Source organism: Micavibrio aeruginosavorus EPB (assembly GCF_000348745.1).
Classification (GTDB): domain Bacteria; phylum Pseudomonadota; class Alphaproteobacteria; order Micavibrionales; family Micavibrionaceae; genus Micavibrio; species Micavibrio aeruginosavorus_A.
This window is the reverse complement of the sequence record NC_020812.1, coordinates 2,125,407-2,144,323: the sequence shown is the minus strand read 5'-3', so window position 1 is coordinate 2,144,323 and position 18,917 is coordinate 2,125,407. Positions and strand designations below refer to the sequence as shown.

The window sequence follows — 18,917 nt, the reverse complement described above, 5'->3', positions numbered from 1 at the left end:
ACAATCCATGACGCTCACAAAACTCTTTTACGCGGCGGTGGCCGGTTTGGGGATGGCATCGGCGCAAGCGACCGATCTGGCCGCTAGCTTTGACCATCATGCGCTGGTGCAACGGCTCGGCGCATCCTGCACGGTGCAGGAAATGCAGCGCCGGGCGGCGATTATCCCCGTGACCTCCGGTCTTGATCCCGCGCCGGAATACCGGACGAAGGGGCTGACCTTCGTCATGCAATCGGCGCACTTCGATGCCAAAATGCACGCGCGCGCCGATAAAATTTACGCGACTATTCCGCACCATACCAAAGCCCTGACCTATAATGACGGCGGCGTGTTTGTATGGTCGCGGTACGGGCTGGCGGAATCACTGCCGTCGCGCAAACATGCGGCCAATGGCTACACCACGCCGGGGCTGTATCTGGAGTATGAACGCCGTCTGTATTTCCCCTTTATGCTGGCCGATGTGCGGAAAAATAAAAATGGCACATACCGCTCCATCGGATTTTTTGAAGAGCCCGCGCGCGGCGTTCGCATCGCCAACCATGAAACCGGGCATATGATTGATGATATCCTTGGCAATTACAGTTTTAAAAATGGCGCGGCCCGTGCCGATGGCCGTTTGACGGATCGCCGCGACTATCGCAACGCCATTGCCGAAGATTTGCGCCATATCCGCAGCACAAAACCCGATGTGGTGGCGCTGGATTATTACATGCCCATCCGCATTGGCGGCAAACAGGATGAAGGCCAACGCCTGCGCCGCGAAGTGTTCGCAGAATTATGGGCCGAAGCCTCAGGCCAGGGGGGCAGCAACCTGTCCCGCCATTACCCGCGGACCTATGCGACGGTGAAATCCTATTTCGATTATCTGAAGGCTGTCACCGTTGCGGGTGGGGTGTTGTGTGACTATCACAAGGATGGCCGCGCGGTTCCGGTGTTGAAGCGCTGAAAGGCCTACATCGGCTTTATATCCATCGCAAAAGCGCGTTGCGTGACGTTGGATGTCGGCTGGTCTGGTTCCGGTGGCTTGCGGTTATCAACCTCGATTCCGCTTTGATCCAGTTTCTGCACGACCGTGTCGGCCATATTGATCATGCCCTCAACCCCCATGCCCATTTTATATTGCCCGGCCACCTCTTGCGCGCATTCGCGGGTGGCGGCGATTTTGGCGGCGCGTTGTTCGGCGGGTGATAAATCGGCCTGGGCCTGTAAATGTAATTCCTGTGTGCTGACGCTCTGCATCGCGCCGCTTTCAATCTTTTCGGGCAGGTTTTGCACGGCCTGTTTCGGGTTGGCGAACGGATCGCCTTTGTCGAACACAACGGATTCGACATTGCTCATCACGTAACTTTCGCCGGTGTGAATATTTTCCAGCGCGATGACGCGGCCATACAGCGTGTCGGTGTTTTCCCATGCCGGGGAACTGGCGGATGGATATTGGGTGGCGTGCGGCATCACCGCCTTATAATCCTCACGGAAACCGGGCAGGACGGCCACGTCATGGCCCGCGTGCCCATTCATGGTTTCACGGTCGCGCCCCGGGTCGGACGGGTCGGCGTTCTTGGTTGATCCGTTGGACAGGAAAATATCGTCCTTTTCGCTGCCGTTGAACATGTCCTTGCCGTCACTGCCGGCATAGGTCGCGGTGCCGTTATTCCACGCCACCCCCGCGCCCGATTGCGTCGCCGTCGGGGCAATGATCTTCCCGGCCTTGCCCACGGGTTTCAGGGGCTGCTCCGGCGCTGTATTGGTGTCTGGATTGGGTGTTGGTTCATCGGCCATCGCGGGCACAATCCTCACTGTTCTTCAGGGGAATTGTGGGCGAAAAGCTTTATGATTCTGTTAATTGGGGCCGTGCTCGGCGGAAAGGGCGGAAAACCGTGGATTTCGGTTTGATTTTTGCCCCTTCGTGCTTTAGATATGGACCATCCAATCGGAGCGCGGGTGTAGCTTAGTGGTAAAGCTCCAGCCTTCCAAGCTGGCTATGAGGGTTCGATTCCCTTCACCCGCTCCATTTTATCCCTCGCAGACATTCATCACCATTCACAGGCGTATGCTAAACCCTTGCAAATAAGGGTTTACATTTGCGTTTTTTGTTCGTGGTAAAATTCTATCGTTCGCCAGCAATCGCGCAATTCGGGGGCAGCTTTGGGGGTATTTCCTCAAGGATGGGGGCAAGAAGACCTAAAAAATGGGGGCAAGATGAAGCTATCAGATAAGACATGTAAGGCCGCAAAACCTAGAGAATCATCCTACAAGTTGTTTGATGGGGGCGGCCTATTTCTTGAGATAACGCCGAACGGCAGCAAACTCTGGCGTTTGAAGTACCGTTTCTTGGGTAAGGAAAAGCGGATTTCGCTAGGGGCATATCCCATCGTCTCTCTTGCGGATGCCCGTGACGGGCGGGAGAGGGCCAAGAAGCAGCTTGTGCAGGGCGTTGATCCCTCAAATGCGAAGCAGGCCCATAGGCGCGAGGCGATCCGGAATGCCGAAAATACCTTCAAGGCTGTTGCTTTGGAGTGGCATGAGAAACAATTGGCTCGATGGACATCTACTCATGCCCAAAATGTCACGCGCCGGATGGAGGTTGATATATTTCCATATATTGGAAATCGACCAATTGCTGATATCGACGCTCCGGAGCTATTGAGCGTTTTGCGGCGGATCGAGGCAAGAGGGGCTTTGGATGTCACGGCGCGGGTGAAACAGATTTCCGGTCAGGTATTTCGGTATGGGATTGCTACAGGCCGTTGCCAGCGTGATCCTTCGGCTGATTTGAAAGGTGCGCTTAAAGTCAACAAAACGACCTCCTATGCCTGTTTGGATATTAAGGAAATGCCGGAGTTTCTTGAAAAGCTAGAACGCAATGAGGCCAGATTGTTTGCCACCACGCGCCGTGCCATCAAAATCCTGATGCTGACCTTTGTCCGGACGGGTGAATTGATTAACGCGACATGGGACGAGTTCGACCTTGAAAATGCGACATGGGAAATCCCCGGCTGGCGTATGAAAATGCGTAACCCTCATATCGTGCCTCTCTCACGGCAGGTGATTGAGATTCTTAAAGAGCAAAAGAAAGAAACGGAACACCTCACTACGCCGTGGGTATTTCCTAGCCAAGTCCGTCCAAAAGACCCTATGAGCAATAATACTATTCTGTTTGCTATAGGGCGTATGGGTTACAAGAAACGCATGACAGGACACGGTTTCCGCGCTCTCGCTATGTCGAACATCAAGGAAAAACTGGGTTATCGGCATGAAGTTGTGGACAGGCAGCTTGCCCATGCTCACCGGAACAAGATAGATCGTGCGTATGATCGCGCCCAATTCTTGGATGAACGCCGGAAGATGATGGGTGAATGGGCGGATTACCTTGATGAGGTTGCTACGGCGGGGAATATAGTGACAGGAAACTTTAAAAAGATGATGGACGCATAAATGGATATAAAAATACGACTTCAGGCAGATGATTTTTTTAACGCCTATCGCGTACTAAGCGAGCATAACACGGCTTCATTCGAGGAAATGCAGAGGTCTGGAGGAAAGCCAAGATTAAGTGGAAAAGCTTTTGGTTCGTTTCCCACAATGAGTCCAAGCGTTGTATGCTTAGCTTTCGCTGTTGAGCTTTATATTAAAGACCTTCACTTCGTTCTTAATGGTAAAGCACCACGCGGTCACAATATTCTGAGGCTTTATGAGAAGCTTCCGGAGAATGTAAAACATGATGTTTACGCCCATAAATCGATTAACCAGAACCCTTTTGTTGCGAGAGGCAATGCTCTTTCTGTAAGGAGATTTTCTAAGGACTACACTGCCTATGATGGGTTCATTGATCAATTAACCGCAATAAGCAATGGTTTTGAAAAATGGCGTTATTCTCATGAAAGTACAGCGTTACAGTATGAAGAATGGTTTGCTCTAATTTTTATAGAGGCCGTTAAATCAATTGCTGATATTGCGCGAATACGATCTCTAGCATAGTCTAGGGGGCATTTTTTAGCGCACATAGCATGATAATGAGGGCAGAGTAAGTTATTTGTTCTGAGAGAATTTCCAAAAAATTTTGGAATATAAATAAATATTTTTGAAGAGAGTCTTGTAATGAAAATAAAGAAAATAGAGCTTAAACATTTCAAACGTTTTACGGACTTAACTATCGATAATATTCCTGAGACGGCAAAGCTTGTAATTATTGCAGGGCCAAATGGTTGTGGAAAATCCTCGTTATTCGATGGTTTAAAATCATGGCATCAAAATTGGAAGGGGCAAGGAGAAAGATGGTTGCTAGATTATCATGTCAAACAAGGAAGCGGTACGGTTTTGAATTTACAGCAAGCCGTAAAGGTAACTCTGCATGGGCAAGAGCCAACTCAAACTGACGAACGAAAAAAAGCTTTATATGTTCGCACAGCATACAGAAATGATCCGCAATTTAGAATGGATAACTTGCAAAGAGTTGGATCTCAGCTAGATGAAAACCGCTTTCATCATCTTTTTGAAAATGATGCAGCCGTAGGTAAGAACTACCAGCGCCTTGCATCACAAGCTTTTAAAGATGCGTTTGTGGATTTTGATGAAAATAGAACAATAGCTGAGTTCCGACAGCATGTAATTGGCGACATAAGAGCGTCGATTCAGAATGTTTTTCCTGATCTAAATATTAACGACCTAGGCGATCCACTGGAAGATGGAACATTCTTTTTTTCCAAAGGAATAAGCCAAAAGTTCGACTATAAAAATTTATCAGGGGGTGAAAAATCTGCTTTCGATCTTATCTTGGATATGGTCGTAAAAAGCAGAGATTATAATAATACGATCTTCTGCATAGATGAACCTGAATTGCATATGAATACGCGATTACAGGGAGCGTTGTTAGGCGAGTTATTTCGTCTTACCGGGCAAGAATCCCAGCTTTGGTTATCGACACATTCAATAGGGATGATGAGAAAGGCCAGAGACTTATCTATACAACATCCGGATCAAGTGGTTTTCCTAGACTTCGATAACAATGATTTTGATAACCCAGTAACTATTTCACCTGTGCAACCTAATAGAGCATTTTGGGAATCAGTGTTACATGTCGCCTTGGATGATTTAGCGGAGTTAATTTCTCCGCAAAGAATAGTAATATGTGAAGGGGTTCCGCGTGGTACAGCATTTGGCCCGAATGTCGAACATGACGCACAATGCCTGAATGCAATTTTCTCAGAAGAGTTCCCAGATACAAAGTTTATTGCTGGCGGCAATGCCCATGACGTAAGCGGAGATAAACATGCCTTAATTGGTGCAATTGAAGCCTTATCAAGAGGATCTGAAATTGTGAGGATGATTGATCGAGATGATCATTCACCGCAAGACATACAGGATTATGAGCGCCAAGGAGTGAGAGTTCTCTCCAGAAGACATCTGGAATCTTATTTGTTTGATGATGAAATTTTGACAGCTTTATGTGATTCCTTAGGGCAGCCTACACAAACTCCTGCTGTTTTGGACGCTAAACAGCAAGCAGTTCAGGAGAGCGCAACAAGAGGAAATCCTCCAGATGATATCAAAAGCGCATCTGGCAAAATATATACCGAAACTAAAAGAATTCTTCAGATAACTTCAGGGGGGAATAATGCAAAGGCTTTTATGCGTTCTACGCTTTCACCTCTAATAAAACCGGGCATGGCGATATATGACGAGCTTAAGAATGATATCTTTGGAAATTAGTTTTGGTGCTGTCAGGGCTATGGTAAGAGCCCTCTTCTCTTTTTTTGAAAGACATTAAGTGTCTTTCATGGATAATAAAAAAATTATTATCGATTCTGAAGAATCTTTATTTGAGCTTAATGAAGAGCAATGTATGGAGTTGCTGGAGTGTGCAGGACACACATATTTCCGAACCAGAGAAGATTTTGAAAGAAGCCTATATGACCTTAACGAGGATGAGATCAAAGAGGAAAGGGCTCTATATAATAATGGAAATCAGCTGATTCAGAATGTGCGTTTTTTTCTTGGCATATATCCTACTTTAGTGAGGTATCTTGATAATTCTCCAACTCCAATAAATGTATCAAATAAGTTTCAGGCCTTAAAAAATAAGGCTCAAGATTTATACTCCGAACTTCTTACAGAAGACCCATTTTTTTCTGCTGAATTGAAGGCGAAAGGGTTTGATGCATTTAGTCTAATCGAAAAGCTAACCGAGTTAGTTAGTTGCTCTGATCAGGTAATCAAAGAGAATCAAGGGGAAAGCCGTGGCGCAAAGGAATTGCGTGCTCGGAAGGTGATTATTGATCATTTGGCCGAGAGCTTTGATCGCCTCAATGACGTATCAAGCGATCAATCTAAGCTGGATTTTATCAAAGCAGCATTGGCCTGTGCAGACATTTCATATCCGGAGAATATCAAAAAGGCATTCTATCGTCCTAACGATAGAGTAATTATTATTAAGTCAAAGCAATGACTTTCCCGGAATAAAGCTTTTTGAGCCTTATTCCGGGAATGCACCATTTTTTCCTGTGGCAAGAAGATTCGTGTGAACGCATAGGGCGTCACGATGATTCAATCCATAGGAGATTAAAATGCAACTTTCATACTCGATCGACGAAGTGTCTGTTTTGACGGGCATTGGAAAAACAAAGCTCTACAGCGCAATTAGTAATGGATCGCTTTCTGCTAGGAAATTCGGCAAAAGAACGTTGGTCTTGAAGGACGATATCGATCGTTTTTTGAATCAGCTTCCTCAAATTCAATCCGAAGGAAGGGGAGCCTAATCATGTGCGATATCAACAATGTAAAGGATAAACAAGGTCATTTTGTTGTCTTCTCGTACCGAGTCTATAACGAGAAATATCAGACGGAATACCAGTATATTCCTATCTGCCCATTCTGTGGAGGGAGCCACCTCCATGGAATTTCCGAGGGGGGAACTGGTATCCGAGAGCCACATTGCGTCGAGAAACCAACAGGGCGATATCGCCTCTTCTGCCTTGGAGAAATGCCCGCGCTCATTAAGCGTCATTTTGAGAAACGGTTTAACTGGGAGGATGTGTAATGTCTTCCTTGGAGCCACCACCATGGGTGACTGAAGATCAAGGGTTTGCAGACTACCTTAACCAAGGTACTGCGCAGCTCCCTAAGAAACCCATTACCCTTTATCCATGGCCTGATTTACAGGCTATGGAACGTCGAAAGTATCTCATCAAAGGCCTTCTTGAACAGGGTGGCATGAGCGTTGTCTATGGTGAGAGTAATAGCGGGAAAACATTCTTTGCACTCGATATCGCCGCCCACATGTCCTTGGGGTGGTCGTGGCAGGATCGAAAGACCCGCAAAGGCAAGGTGATTTATATCGCGGCAGAAAGTGGGCTAGGAATAGCTGAGAGGCTGATAGCATTCCGTAACCATCATAAACTTGAGCGTTACGGCGAGCTATATTTGGCTCTTCGTACCATCCTGCTTGTAGGCGAGAATAACGATTGCGACCAATTGATTGAAAAGATCAAGGAAACTGAAGACGTTGAACTCGTCGTGGTTGATACGCTGGCGCGAGCGATGGGCGGGGGCAATGAAAACAGTTCCGAAGATATGGGATTCTTCATTCGGTGCTGCGATAAAATCCGTGAAGAAACAGGTGCGCACGTTATGGTGATTCACCACTCCGGAAAAGATAGTAGCCGAGGAGCAAGAGGACATAGCTCTCTTCGTGCAGCCATCGATACCGAGATTGAGGTATCACAGGATAGCGGGGTCATTACAGCTCAAGTCCTCAAACAGCGTGATGGTAAATTAGGCGATCAATTCAGTTTTGAACTGACACCGATTGAGATTGGTGAGGATGAAGATGGTGAGCCGATAACATCATGCGTTCTATCGCCTTGCCTTATCGCACCAAAAGAAAAGAAGCTTTCTGGTCAGAAACGCCGTGCGCTCGACATTCTCCGAAACTGCATCATTGATAAGGGGGAGAAACGCCAAGTTCGGAAAGAAATGCCAATGGTGGATTGTGTAACTCTTTCCGAATATAGAGATTATCTTAAGCGTGAGAAAATCTCTTCGTCGGACAAACCGGACAGTGAGAATAAAGCTATCACAAGGGCTATAGACCAACTCAATAATGCAGGAATTACATGCAGTTATACGGACTATATCTGGATTGTGGACAGAAAGGACAAATCTGGACAAACAAATCCCGGATAAACCGAGGATGGACAGACAAGACACGCCCCTAGAGGGGTGTCTGTTGTCCGGATATCATTTTTCTTTCTCCTCGGAAAAGAAACCGAAGTCCATTCCTGTAACTTTGTAAAATATCCATGTCCAAAAAACAGTGACAGCTACTAAGGGCAATGCGCCTAAATGAACGCTTTGTTGCCAGATAAAGAAGCCGAGGTAGACAAGGACAAGAATTACAGCAAAAACCCCTTTTTTTATTGCTTTAGTGTTCATAGATAATCTCCAATGCCGCTGATTGAAAAGCTTCGTATAAATCCGAAAAGAAAACTCCGGCATATAGACATAAGAAAAACCCTATAAAACAGGATATATATAGGAAGCGATCCGGAATATCCTCGGCAGTCAGTCCTTTAAGCCTGTAAAGGCCAAAGAGAATAAGCGCGGGTAGGCTCCATATACCTATTAAGAGCAGAACCAAGAAAAGAATTGCGAGAAAATTTAGTAGAAGAAGATAGCCGCTATCATGGCTCATCGTCCCTTTAGCCGCGCCATAGATGGGGAATAAAAAGAATAGGCTAACGACAGTTAAATGCCCCCAATTTAGCTTCTTTAGTATTTCTAGCTTCATATGTTTTTTTCTTCCGGAATGAAAAATCACCAGAGCTTGTCCTGCTCTGGTGACTGGGTGTTTTCATCCGCTTACTAGAAACGGCGCGATGCTTTTAGCTTGCGCGTTGGACATGACATCGCCACCCAGTCAAAGCTGAGTGACGACACATTTCCGGCAGTGTCTTTGCCGCTAGTAACGGGGATGAAAAGCCCCAGTTCATTCCAAAGAGAACAAACCAAGAAGATATTGGCTGAAAAATGAAGTGATTTCAATTAAAGTTATCTCTTCATTTAGAGGGGATATCCGATGATTGAGGCAATTGAAGAGGCTGTGATTGAGTTTTTGGGGGCGAAGGAACCCAAAGTTTTAGTCATCAAGGGGGCATGGGGAATAGGAAAAACATATGCTTGGTCGAGATGGCTAGAAAAAGCGGCGCAGGAGAATGAAGGAAATTTTATTCCTCATAAGCAGTATTCTTATGTTTCTTTGTTTGGTTGTAACTCTTTAGATGAGTTGAAGGCGCTGATATTTGAACAATCGGTGCCGATTTCGCATACATATCAAGAAATTAATTTAGAAACACTTTCTAGCAATCTTAATCAGATTGTGGAAGGCCACGGGCTAAATTATTTAAAAGCCTCCTTTGGTAAGCTGAATAAGTTCATAAAAAGTTTTGGAGATATACCCTTTGTGGGCAGCGGTCTGGATTTATGGCGTGTTGGGTGGTTTTCAGTTAGAGATCAGCTCATTTGTATTGATGATCTAGAGCGGGCAGGAAGGGAGTTGGATATCAAAGATATCTATGGCCTCGTATCATTATTAAAAGAGCAAAAAAAATGCAAAGTTGTGATCATTGTTAATGACGAAAATATTGCAGGGGAGAGAAAGCCGGAATATGAGAAGCATAGAGAAAAAGTTGTAGATATAGAGCTGCATTATAAGCCGGAATGTCGTGATCTTGTAAGACTGGTCTTCCCAGAAGATACCGCTCATTACGAGTATATCGAAAAGTGCATAATATCCATGGATGTTGAGAATGTTCGCACTATCCAAAAAATTAAAAACTATTTGGATAAGCTAAGTGAGCTTTTAGGGGGTTCAGGAGATGATGATTATTATAAAAATGCGATTAATTCTATAAGTCTTTTTACTGTTTTATATTTCTCTAGGCCAGAGGGATGGCCAAGCTTAGAGGAGGCTTTAGAAACGGATACACGTCAGTTCTCTATGATTGATTATCTCGCTTCGGAGAGAAATTCTGACGAAAAGATTGATAAAAACTGGGTGGAAAGTTTTTCTCGTTTGAAAGCCCAATATGATTGGAATGGAGCAGACGACCTTGATCAAATTTTTGGAGAATATGTTAAGAAGGGGTTTTTAAACAAAGATAACCTCTCTACCCTTTTGAAACGAACAAAAGAGGATGCGGAAAAAATTAAACTAAAGAACGAAGCATCTCATTTGCACAGCAAGGTGGGTGATGTTCTATGGGATGGCTTTGAAAATAATACCGATGAGTTGATTGCGGTTATGAAGGAAAGCATAGAAAAAAGCACTAATCTTTTTCCTTCGATTGGGCATTTAAATCAGTATGTAAGCATTTTAAGAAAGCTCAATGAGAACGAAGCCGCAACTGATTTAGTAAGTATCTATGTTGAATTGGCTCGTACAAAAAATTCAGCATTTCTGCGCTTGCGTGATGTAGATATATATTTTTCCGGTGTCTTGGATGCCGAATTGAGCGCCTCAATTAATGAAGCTCATAACGAGCTCTACAATAAAGAGATTGCCGAAATACTTTCTACCGTTGATCGAATTGATCGAATCAAGGAGGCGGCAGAAAGATGTCCAGAATATAGGCTTACTGAAGGAGATTACGAAATATTATCTCGCTTTGAAGAGGGGGATTTTGAGGCGTTTCTTAGAACCTCTGAGGAATCACGGCAACTCCGAGGGTTTATGGAGATTTTCTTATCGGAAAGGCCATCCATATCAGGTTGTGTTACTCAGCATCGGCATGTTCAAGAAAAGCTTATTCCTGTCGTAAAAAAATTGAGCCAAGAATCAGAACTCAATAATTTCAGATTAATGGCTTACTTGGAAAAAATAGAAAGGCTGACTAATCAGGAAGAGAGTGAATAATAGATAGTTTTGTAAAGAGCCGTAGGCTTGGGTGCTCTATAAACGTATTTTTGACCCGATCTTTTATTTTTCTTTTAAAATTTCTGTTATGGTTTTATTAACGTATCTAATTTTCCAGTTTCTATCATATATCTTTTTAAGAGTGTTGTTGGTAACTCCTAGATACTTTAGCAAACTAAGCTCAAACAGCCTTTGCAAGAGATCGCTGTAAGAAGCACATTCTTGGTAGGCATGGTTATCAAATTTACTTTCTAGATTATGCGATAGCGTATCTCTAATTTTAACTATTTTAGGGGCATATTCAGGCTTACAGAATGCAACCTCTTTTGGAAGATTTCCAAAGAGATGCTGTATCCTTTGATTTAATGAGGGATCGTTTCTTAATCCGGATATTTTTCTAACAAAAAGATCTTGAGCGGATTTTGATTTAATTTTTTTTGCAGTAGCTAATAGGTTGTTCTTAGATTCTTTAAAATCGCTTTTAGATATAATTTCGGTCTCATAAATCCGACGATGAAACCCTTCTATAGCCTGAATTAGATATAAAAACCTTGTTTCTATATCTAGGTTTCTCGCTGTTGCGGCAGCATATAGCCCCATTGGCCTGATCAAAATATCTGACTCTTGTATTAGCTTAGAAATAATTTTTCCCCAATTTCTAGATACCTCATAGAACACAAGAGTATTATCTCTCCAATGCGAGAATTCTTGAGGCTTGTACCAATCCATTGTCAAAAGGAGATCGGCAAAGTTCTCATGAATTTTCCCTTCGGAAAGTTCTTTGAGGTCATTTTTCCCAAGAGATATTCTTGGCATAGCCATAAATTTTCCGGAGGTAATTGAGAAAAAAAGATCGAGAGTTTTTGCGATAGCTATTATTTCATTAAGTGACTTTTTCTTTTTAAAGTTAATTTCTAATCTTGCTTCTTCTTTAAGTGGATAACTTCCATCGGATAATTCTCCCAAATAGAATTGCCGAATACCAATATCAATTTCTAAGGTTCCCAGATTTTCACATTCGTATATCTTATTCCTAGGTTTTACATACTTAACGCTAAGCCGGTCATTCTTATGATTGTGGTGCACTCGGATATTTTCAGGAGATATGAATGCGTGGAAAGATTGAGAGCTGAAAGAAAATAATTTGAATAATGGTTTGTTTAGGTCTGTGACATGTTGCCCCCATAAAAGATAATTAACATGTAAATTGAATTGATTCAGGCCTCCCCGTTGTATCGATCCTCCTTCAAAGCAATTGATCAATGTTACTTTATCTGATCCTTCTGTAACTCCTGATATGCAGTCGATCATGCCATTCAGTGGAATGTGAGGAGTTTTTTCTTCTTTTGTATCATAGAAGAGTTCCGTTCTGATGCCCTCGTCGGCTGTAAAAAACAAATGACCATATACGTCCGGTCGCTCTTGTACTGAGAATCGACCTATCCATTTTTTACTTTGTTCATCAGGTTTCAGTGGGTGCATGAGTGAGCCTTTCTTGGGACGGGCCTAAAATTTTTTTATGGAAGGTCAGAGAAATGATTATTTGACTATTAATGATGGTCAGCAATGGGACAAATTGTATAATAAGTATATACAGTGAGGAAACAGTGAAACATTCTGAAAACTTAACGCCTTGGCAAGCTGGGCAGTCGGGGAATCCTGCGGGAAAGCCAAAGGGTTCGTTGAATCGTTCCACCATCCTTAAGCGTTATCTTGCTCTCAGTCTTAGAGACAACCCTTCGGATATTCCCTTTGAACTTGAAGGTAAGATCACCGTCGAGGAGGCGATTGCTCTAGCTTTAATCAAGAAGGCTCTCTCCGGCGATATTTCGGCCATTAAAGAAATTCAGGATACGGTACACGGCAAACTCACCGAATCCTCGGAAATCAAGCACACCTACACCCAGATGGGGAGCGTTATGATTGGTATGCAGGGCCGTGAATTAAGTGCGCTCACCTTCAATGTTGGCAGCGAAGCAAATTCCATGTAGGTTCACTTCTGTCCGTCCCTGTTTACGGGTGATTTATCACGCTGGGGGCATAAATGGGGGTGGGTGACAAGTTCACATAGGGCAAAACTGATTCAAATCAAAGCCTTAGATTTTTAATGTGATTCCCTTCACCCTCCAATTTATCCGCAATCTTGCATCGGATTTGGTTTTATTGGCCCCAAATTCTGGATTGCTAAAGAAGAGAATCCTCTTTTCGAAAGTTATCTCCTCGTTTCAATTCATGCAGGCTAATAAGTGGTGCAATGGACGGAGTTCTTTCTTGTGCTACAGCTTGTATGTACGGGCTTGGCTTTTTGTTCACGATCGCTCCAAGCCGCCATACAAGTTGCCATAGCCTGGCTGCCAATTTCAAAACCACTATCAAAGCAATATCCGAAGGCTGGGTTTGCGCGCTTCTGGGCTTGAAGTTTATTTTCGGCAGCCTTTTCTTTTCTGCATTGCGCGAATTTTGATGTTCCTTTTTTGAGCCCCTTGGCAGCACAAACAAGGGAGGCTGGATCGCAATCCAGTTTCCTTGACATTATCTCGGCGTCAATTCTTATGTCGTTCTCTGTATTGGATAATGAACATAATGCCGCATCGTTTACCTCTGCGATCTGTTGGTCTGTCATGGGCGGTCGGGCTGTAACGCATCCTGATAATACAACGGCAATGATGAGGGTCTGGATGATTGTGAGTTTCATTGGCCGTTTCTTTCTTAAGTAAATACCTTTGGTTGTTATATCGTGGCTATATTGAATTGCAATTGTTAAATATGCAATCGGACTTTTATTGGTGGGCCAAAATCATGACCGGCAGTGCAGGGAACAAATAAAAAACCCTCCCAAATCGGGAGGGTTTTTTATTTGTTCATTTAGTCCAGTCCTACGCCGTCTTGATCGACTCAATAAACGTCTGAATGCTCTTTTTCAGGCTTTCCGAGCGTTGGGACAGTTCTTCGGAGACGTCGCGCACCTTGCTGGAGGTGGTGCCGGTTTCTTCGGTTGAGGCGTTGACCTCGGTGATGTTGCGGACCACATCTTCGGTGCCGATGGCGGCGTTGGCGACGCTGCGGGAAATTTCCTGCGTGGCGCTGCTTTGTTCTTCCATCGCGGCGGCGATGGAGGCGGACGCGGCGGTCAGGTCCTCAATCACGGTGGAAATGTTGTCGATCATGCTGACAGCATCCTGGGCCTGGGCCTGCATGCTCTCAATCTGTTCGCGCACTTTCTCCGTCGCTTTGGCGGTTTCGCTGGCCAGCGTTTTGACTTCGTTGGCGACCACGGCGAAGCCCTTGCCGGATTCCCCGGCGCGGGCGGATTCGATCGTGGCGTTCAGGGCCAGCAGGTTGGTTTGCTCGGCAATCTCCGAAATGATCTGGATAACGTTACCAACGGCGTTGGCGGTTTCTTCCAGTGTCCTCATTTGCGTCACTGCGGTTTCGGCGGCGCGTTGAACGTCAACCGATTGCTGGCTGGTTTTGTTCAGCTGGACGCTGATTTCGTTGATGGACGCGGTCAATTCCTCGGTCGCGGCGGACACGCTCTGGACGTTGGTGCCGGTTTCGCTGGCGGCCTCGGTCACGCGGGATGATAAATCCATGGTTTTGGATGCGATGCGCGACATCATGTCGGATGCCGATTGCATATCCGCCGTGGCCTGTTCCAGCGCGCTGGTGGTTGTGGCGGAATCGTCGCGGAAACGGGCGACCAGCGCCTCGATCTTCTGCGCGCGTTGCAGGCGGGCTTCGTCCTCCTTGCGCTGTTGCTCCTGAAGCTTTTCATTCTCCAGCCCGTTGTCACGGAACAGCAACAGGGCGGACGCCATCTGTCCCACCTCGTCCTTGCGGTCGGTGTCGGTGACGGATACATCCCATTGTTTCTGCACCAGGCGATTGGTCACGCCGACCAGACGGGCCAGCGGTTTGCTGATCATCTGGACCAGGAAGATGGACACGGCCACAGTGGCGGCGAACATCAGGATGGCACCAACAATCACCACAATGCGCGTTGTTGCCATGACACGGCGTTGCGATTGTGCGCTGTCCTGTAACAGTTGGGTCAGCGGCGTGTTGATGGCGTTCAAATGTTCAGTCAGATTACGCTGGATCGTCGCGTTTTCTTCGGATGCTTGAATCAGGCGAGCCAAGTCCACGGTGTCGGGCCGGGTCATGTAATCCAACTGTTTGGCGACAATGGTGTCTTTCCATTCCGCAAGATCCGCATAGATTGTCTCACCCTTGGTGGCGTAATCGCCGCCAATGGTTTTCAGCAGGGCGAGCGTGTCGGCTTTCTCCGTTTCCAGCTGGGCCTGTTCCTTGAGGTACAAGTCACGCTTGGCCAGATCGCCGGAGTTCAGGAAGTCGGCCAGGGATGTTCTGACTTCGGCCAGATCGCGTTCCAGCGCGTAGACTTCTTCCTGCACCTTGTTGACGGATTCGACGTATTCCAGGTTTTTCTGCAGGCTCAGCACGCTGATCAGAATATAGGCACCGACCGCAATACTGATCAGCATTGTGAAGCCCATACCCAGAAGCAATTTTTTCTGTAACGACATATTTTTAAACATGATTACTCACCTGTCGATTCTGCGGCCGGGGTGTTGTTTGCGTCGGCATTGGTTGTGGGGGCCTGTTCGGCGGCGGGGGCTTCTTCAGGTTCTGGCGCGGCTGCTGCCACAGGTTCGGCTACAGGCTCTGCGACAGGTGCTTTGGCTTCTGGCGCCTCTGCCTTCTTCACATCCTTGCGCGCGTTCATGCGGCGTTGCAGTTCGGTCAGGTTCACCTCAACGGTGACGGCACCAATGGCGGTGCTTCCGGTTTCATCGGCGATGGCCAGATTGACCTGCGCGTTCCATGTCAGGGTTTCGTCATTAAATTCGGCGTCATCGACGAACACGGCGGTGGGGCCGACGGGGTAGGTTTTTTGGAATTTGCCTTCATCCCCCTGCCAGAAATCCGAGGACAGGTTGCTCTGCCCGACATTCAGGCCGTTTTTGTCCATCACGAAAATTTCGGTGTACAGCCCGGAGGAATGGGCCTGAACCCGGGTCAGATAGGTGGAGAGCGGGTTGGACAATGTCGCGGCGACCAGCGGCTTTTCATCCGCCTTCAACTCGGCCACCCATTGCTGGTCCAGGGCGGTGATCGCGGCGGGGTCCAGATCGCTGTATTTCTGGTTCTGATTCAGGATGGACAGGCGGACAATGTCGCGGTCGATGAAATCGTGGATTTCACTGATCAAGTCCTCGGACACCAGCGCGCTGGTCGGGGTGTCCGCATGGGCTGGCAGGGCCGTGGTCAGGAACAGGCCAGACACGGCAAACAATCCGGCAATAAGGGGGAGATGCAAACGGGGGTGCGACATTCGGTGTAACCTTCACTCACTACGCAGGTTGGGTACTCAGGAATAAGATAGTATCATTTCTCCCTGAGGCATGTATTGAGATTGTCCCATAGGAAGCCTTTATTTTTGGTTTCCGGCTTGGGCTTTATTCTGTATAATGCCTTGTTCTTAAAGATCTTTTGGTGGGCGGTTCCGGCGCATTATGGCTTTCCCCTTTCTTATGCCCGCTTGGGTTCTTTTTGGTTGCGGCGCAGCAATTTTGTCGGCGGTTTTGATGCTGTTGCAGGAACGGCTGCGGGTGGATGGCTATGCCCTGGCCATCTGGTGCAAAATTGCCTGTGTCTGCGTCACTTTGCCCTTCGTCCTGATCAACGGATTGCCGACCCAGCCTTTGTTCTATCTCTTTCTGGGGATCGGGGCGGTGCTGTGGTCAATCAGTGATGTGGTGTTTTTTCGTGGGATTCCGCAGGCCGGGGCCGGGGCGGTCAGCCGGGTTTTGCCGTCCTCCATCCTGATCAGTTTTCTGCTCTGGTTCGTGATTGACCCGGATTTGCTGCACACCTATCTGGGTCAACCGTGGGTCTTTGCGGGGATTGCGGTGGTCATGGCGCTGTGGGCCTTTTGTGCCAGCAATCTGCGCAAATGCCCGGTGTCGATGGGGGCGTTGCGGGCGGTGTGGTTCGTGCTGTTTGCGGCGTCGATTGGCCCGCTGCTGGCCAAACTGACCACCCAGAATGCGGCGATTGAGCAGGGGCCCTATGCCTATGTTTTTGTTGAAGGTTTGATGATGATCACGCTGCTGGGCACCTATGGCCTGATCCGTCGCCCCATCGCAGCGGGGGTCTTTTTTGCGCCATCGACGATGCGGGGCGGGTTGCTGATCGGTGCGGTCATGGCGGCGGCGGTGCTGCTCAGTCTTTATGCCTATTATGCGGCGGATAACCCGGCCTATGTCCCGGCGGTCAAATTGCTGGATGCGGTCATTATTCTGGCGGTTTATGCCGCGATTGGGCGCCGGAATAACGGCGATATCTGGTCCGGGCTGGGGGTGGTGGGCTGCGCGGCGTTGCTGATCGCCTTGAAGAGCTTCGTCTAGGGGTCCGTTGGATGAGGGCCCGGTGAATTATGGTTATGGGGGCGTTGCGGCCGCGCCCTATGAAAAACCATGAAAAAGATCCATAAAAACCGTGGCGTTAAAACCAGTTGACACGGCGCGTCAACTTTCTTAAACCCTCAACCTAATGCGCTGGAGGCGTCCGTTTCCGCCAATGTCGATAGGGTGCCGCGCTATTTTAACATTTCCAAAAACTTAGGAGAGACTAGAAATGGCAAAGGGTAAGTTTGAGCGGAATAAGCCGCACGTAAACATCGGCACGATTGGTCACGTTGACCATGGTAAGACGACGTTGACGGCCGCGATTACGCAGCAGTTTTCGAAGGAAGCGCTGGCATATGACCAGATTGACAAAGCTCCTGAAGAGAAAGCCCGTGGTATCACGATTTCCACGTCGCACGTTGAATATGAAACCGCGAACCGCCACTACGCGCACGTTGACTGCCCGGGCCACGCTGACTATGTGAAGAACATGATCACGGGTGCGGCACAGATGGACGGTGCTATTCTGGTGTGCTCTGCTGCTGACGGCCCGATGCCGCAGACGCGCGAACACATTCTGTTGGCTCGTCAGGTTGGCGTTCCGGCGATCGTTGTGTTCATGAACAAAGTTGACCAGGTTGACGATGCAGAATTGCTGGATCTGGTTGAAATGGAAATCCGCGAACTGTTGTCCAAATACGAATTCCCGGGCGACGACATTCCGGTGGTGAAGGGCTCCGCTCTGGCCGCTTTGGAAAAACGCGATCCGGAAATCGGTGAGAAAGCCATTCAGGCTCTGATGGAAGCTGTTGATGCTTACATCCCGACCCCGGCCCGTCCGAAGGACAAGCCGTTCCTGATGCCGGTTGAAGACGTATTCTCGATCTCTGGCCGTGGTACCGTTGTTACGGGCCGTGTTGAGCAGGGTATCGTGAAAGTTGGCGAAGAGATCGAAATCGTTGGTATTCGCCCGACGCAAAAAACGACCGTAACGGGCGTTGAAATGTTCCGCAAACTGCTGGACAGCGGTGAAGCTGGTGACAACATCGGCGCTCTGCTGCGTGGTACGAAGCGTGAAGACGTTGAGCGTGGTCAGGTTCTGTGCGCCCCGGGTTCGATTACCCCGCACACGAACTTCACGGCTGAAGCTTACATTCTGTCGAAAGACGAAGGTGGCCGCCACACGCCGTTCTTCACGAACTACCGTCCGCAGTTCTACTTCCGTACGACGGACGTGACGGGCATCGTATCCCTGCCGGCTGGCACGGAAATGGTTATGCCTGGCGATAACGTAAACTTCGAAGTCGAACTGATCTGCCCGATCGCGATGAACGAAGGTCTGCGCTTCGCTATCCGCGAAGGTGGCCGCACCGTCGGTGCCGGCGTTGTTGGCAAGATTATTAAGTAATCTTTCACGATCAACCGATCGAAAAATAGAAAATCCCCACCGCGCAAACGGTGGGGATTTTTTTACCTTTATGCCCGGGCCCAGCATTCCTGCCGATTCCTGTTTTTACGCCCCGCGCCGCAAAAACGAATCTGGTGAGTGGTTAATAATTTCTGAACAATTTCTTGTT

General features: G+C 47.4%; 17 protein-coding genes and 1 tRNA gene. 12 read left to right on the top strand and 6 right to left on the bottom strand.

Going from position 1 to position 18,917, the window contains the following annotated elements; genetic code table 11:
• The first annotated feature begins 7 nt into the window (after window positions 1-7).
• On the top strand, window positions 8-946 hold the full coding sequence (locus A11S_RS10090) for a hypothetical protein (protein WP_015468410.1): 939 nt from the start codon (window positions 8-10) through the stop codon (window positions 944-946).
• 5 nt (window positions 947-951) lie between these two features.
• Here the strand turns inward: A11S_RS10090 and A11S_RS10085 are convergent, their stop codons facing one another.
• Window positions 952-1,779 (bottom strand): hypothetical protein, encoded by an 828-nt coding sequence (locus A11S_RS10085; RefSeq protein ID WP_015468409.1) that lies wholly within the window; start codon window positions 1,777-1,779, stop codon window positions 952-954.
• A 158-nt stretch (window positions 1,780-1,937) separates the two neighbouring features.
• Here A11S_RS10085 and A11S_RS10080 point away from each other — a divergent pair.
• The 7 genes from A11S_RS10080 (at window position 1,938) to A11S_RS10045 (ending at window position 8,181) form a co-directional block, all read left to right on the top strand.
• Window positions 1,938-2,011: transfer RNA gene (locus A11S_RS10080), tRNA-Gly, on the top strand.
• 188 nt (window positions 2,012-2,199) lie between these two features.
• Window positions 2,200-3,435 carry a tyrosine-type recombinase/integrase gene (locus A11S_RS10075; protein ID WP_015468408.1) on the top strand — a complete coding sequence of 412 codons (1,236 nt, stop codon included), beginning with the start codon at window positions 2,200-2,202 and terminating at the stop codon, window positions 3,433-3,435.
• Window positions 3,436-3,978, top strand: coding sequence for a HEPN domain-containing protein (locus tag A11S_RS10070; protein WP_015468407.1), 543 nt, complete (start codon window positions 3,436-3,438; stop codon window positions 3,976-3,978).
• A 120-nt stretch (window positions 3,979-4,098) separates the two neighbouring features.
• Window positions 4,099-5,709 (top strand): AAA family ATPase, encoded by a 1,611-nt coding sequence (locus tag A11S_RS10065; RefSeq protein ID WP_015468406.1) that lies wholly within the window; start codon window positions 4,099-4,101, stop codon window positions 5,707-5,709.
• Window positions 5,710-5,776: 67 nt separating this feature from the next.
• Complete coding sequence (locus tag A11S_RS10060) at window positions 5,777-6,445, top strand: hypothetical protein (RefSeq protein ID WP_041802707.1); 669 nt, start codon at window positions 5,777-5,779, stop codon at window positions 6,443-6,445.
• Window positions 6,446-6,563: 118 nt separating this feature from the next.
• Entirely contained in the window at window positions 6,564-6,755 is a 192-nt protein-coding gene (locus A11S_RS10055) for a helix-turn-helix domain-containing protein (RefSeq protein WP_041802705.1), read from the top strand.
• A gap of 307 nt (window positions 6,756-7,062) precedes the next feature.
• Entirely contained in the window at window positions 7,063-8,181 is a 1,119-nt protein-coding gene (locus tag A11S_RS10045) for an AAA family ATPase (protein ID WP_158497197.1), read from the top strand.
• A gap of 54 nt (window positions 8,182-8,235) precedes the next feature.
• Here the strand turns inward: A11S_RS10045 and A11S_RS10040 are convergent, their stop codons facing one another.
• Window positions 8,236-8,430 carry a hypothetical protein gene (locus A11S_RS10040; RefSeq protein ID WP_041802702.1) on the bottom strand — a complete coding sequence of 65 codons (195 nt, stop codon included), beginning with the start codon at window positions 8,428-8,430 and terminating at the stop codon, window positions 8,236-8,238.
• A gap of 643 nt (window positions 8,431-9,073) precedes the next feature.
• Between A11S_RS10040 and A11S_RS10030 the strand changes: the two genes are divergently transcribed.
• Window positions 9,074-10,909 carry a hypothetical protein gene (locus A11S_RS10030; protein WP_015468401.1) on the top strand — a complete coding sequence of 612 codons (1,836 nt, stop codon included), beginning with the start codon at window positions 9,074-9,076 and terminating at the stop codon, window positions 10,907-10,909.
• A 63-nt stretch (window positions 10,910-10,972) separates the two neighbouring features.
• On the opposite strand, the gene A11S_RS10025 is transcribed toward A11S_RS10030, so the two are convergent.
• Window positions 10,973-12,391: an ApeA N-terminal domain 1-containing protein gene (locus A11S_RS10025; RefSeq protein ID WP_015468400.1), complete on the bottom strand. Its 1,419-nt coding sequence runs from the start codon at window positions 12,389-12,391 to the stop codon at window positions 10,973-10,975.
• Between the two features lie 125 nt (window positions 12,392-12,516).
• Between A11S_RS10025 and A11S_RS10020 the strand changes: the two genes are divergently transcribed.
• Window positions 12,517-12,900 carry a DUF5681 domain-containing protein gene (locus tag A11S_RS10020; protein WP_015468399.1) on the top strand — a complete coding sequence of 128 codons (384 nt, stop codon included), beginning with the start codon at window positions 12,517-12,519 and terminating at the stop codon, window positions 12,898-12,900.
• 248 nt (window positions 12,901-13,148) lie between these two features.
• Here the strand turns inward: A11S_RS10020 and A11S_RS10015 are convergent, their stop codons facing one another.
• The 3 genes from A11S_RS10015 to A11S_RS10005 form a co-directional block, all read right to left on the bottom strand.
• Window positions 13,149-13,604: a hypothetical protein gene (locus A11S_RS10015; RefSeq protein WP_041802698.1), complete on the bottom strand. Its 456-nt coding sequence runs from the start codon at window positions 13,602-13,604 to the stop codon at window positions 13,149-13,151.
• A gap of 181 nt (window positions 13,605-13,785) precedes the next feature.
• The gene (locus tag A11S_RS10010) at window positions 13,786-15,468 is read right to left on the bottom strand and encodes a methyl-accepting chemotaxis protein (protein ID WP_015468398.1); all 1,683 of its coding nucleotides are present in this window, start codon (window positions 15,466-15,468) and stop codon (window positions 13,786-13,788) included.
• Window positions 15,469-15,470: 2 nt separating this feature from the next.
• The gene (locus A11S_RS10005; protein WP_015468397.1) at window positions 15,471-16,265 is read right to left on the bottom strand and encodes a hypothetical protein; all 795 of its coding nucleotides are present in this window, start codon (window positions 16,263-16,265) and stop codon (window positions 15,471-15,473) included.
• A gap of 199 nt (window positions 16,266-16,464) precedes the next feature.
• Between A11S_RS10005 and A11S_RS10000 the strand changes: the two genes are divergently transcribed.
• Window positions 16,465-17,340 carry a hypothetical protein gene (locus A11S_RS10000; RefSeq protein ID WP_015468396.1) on the top strand — a complete coding sequence of 292 codons (876 nt, stop codon included), beginning with the start codon at window positions 16,465-16,467 and terminating at the stop codon, window positions 17,338-17,340.
• A 229-nt stretch (window positions 17,341-17,569) separates the two neighbouring features.
• On the top strand, window positions 17,570-18,748 hold the full coding sequence (gene tuf, locus A11S_RS09995) for an elongation factor Tu (protein WP_015468377.1): 1,179 nt from the start codon (window positions 17,570-17,572) through the stop codon (window positions 18,746-18,748).
• Window positions 18,749-18,917 lie beyond the last annotated feature (169 nt).

Excerpts from the sequence above, each read along its gene's own strand:
- A11S_RS10065 (WP_015468406.1), top strand. The coding sequence starts at position 4,099 with ATGAAAATAAAGAAAATAGAGCTTAAACATTTCAAACGTTTTACGGAC.
- A11S_RS10085 (WP_015468409.1), bottom strand. The coding sequence starts at position 1,779 with ATGGCCGATGAACCAACACCCAATCCAGACACCAATACAGCGCCGGAG.
- A11S_RS10040 (WP_041802702.1), bottom strand. The coding sequence starts at position 8,430 with ATGAACACTAAAGCAATAAAAAAAGGGGTTTTTGCTGTAATTCTTGTC.
- A11S_RS10025 (WP_015468400.1), bottom strand. The coding sequence starts at position 12,391 with ATGCACCCACTGAAACCTGATGAACAAAGTAAAAAATGGATAGGTCGA.
- tuf (WP_015468377.1), top strand. The coding sequence starts at position 17,570 with ATGGCAAAGGGTAAGTTTGAGCGGAATAAGCCGCACGTAAACATCGGC.
- A11S_RS10070 (WP_015468407.1), top strand. The coding sequence starts at position 3,436 with ATGGATATAAAAATACGACTTCAGGCAGATGATTTTTTTAACGCCTAT.
- A11S_RS10055 (WP_041802705.1), top strand. The coding sequence starts at position 6,564 with ATGCAACTTTCATACTCGATCGACGAAGTGTCTGTTTTGACGGGCATT.
- A11S_RS10005 (WP_015468397.1), bottom strand. The coding sequence starts at position 16,265 with ATGTCGCACCCCCGTTTGCATCTCCCCCTTATTGCCGGATTGTTTGCC.
- A11S_RS10060 (WP_041802707.1), top strand. The coding sequence starts at position 5,777 with ATGGATAATAAAAAAATTATTATCGATTCTGAAGAATCTTTATTTGAG.
- A11S_RS10010 (WP_015468398.1), bottom strand. The coding sequence starts at position 15,468 with ATGTTTAAAAATATGTCGTTACAGAAAAAATTGCTTCTGGGTATGGGC.
- A11S_RS10030 (WP_015468401.1), top strand. The coding sequence starts at position 9,074 with ATGATTGAGGCAATTGAAGAGGCTGTGATTGAGTTTTTGGGGGCGAAG.
- A11S_RS10075 (WP_015468408.1), top strand. The coding sequence starts at position 2,200 with ATGAAGCTATCAGATAAGACATGTAAGGCCGCAAAACCTAGAGAATCA.
- A11S_RS10015 (WP_041802698.1), bottom strand. The coding sequence starts at position 13,604 with ATGAAACTCACAATCATCCAGACCCTCATCATTGCCGTTGTATTATCA.
- A11S_RS10090 (WP_015468410.1), top strand. The coding sequence starts at position 8 with ATGACGCTCACAAAACTCTTTTACGCGGCGGTGGCCGGTTTGGGGATG.
- A11S_RS10000 (WP_015468396.1), top strand. The coding sequence starts at position 16,465 with ATGCCCGCTTGGGTTCTTTTTGGTTGCGGCGCAGCAATTTTGTCGGCG.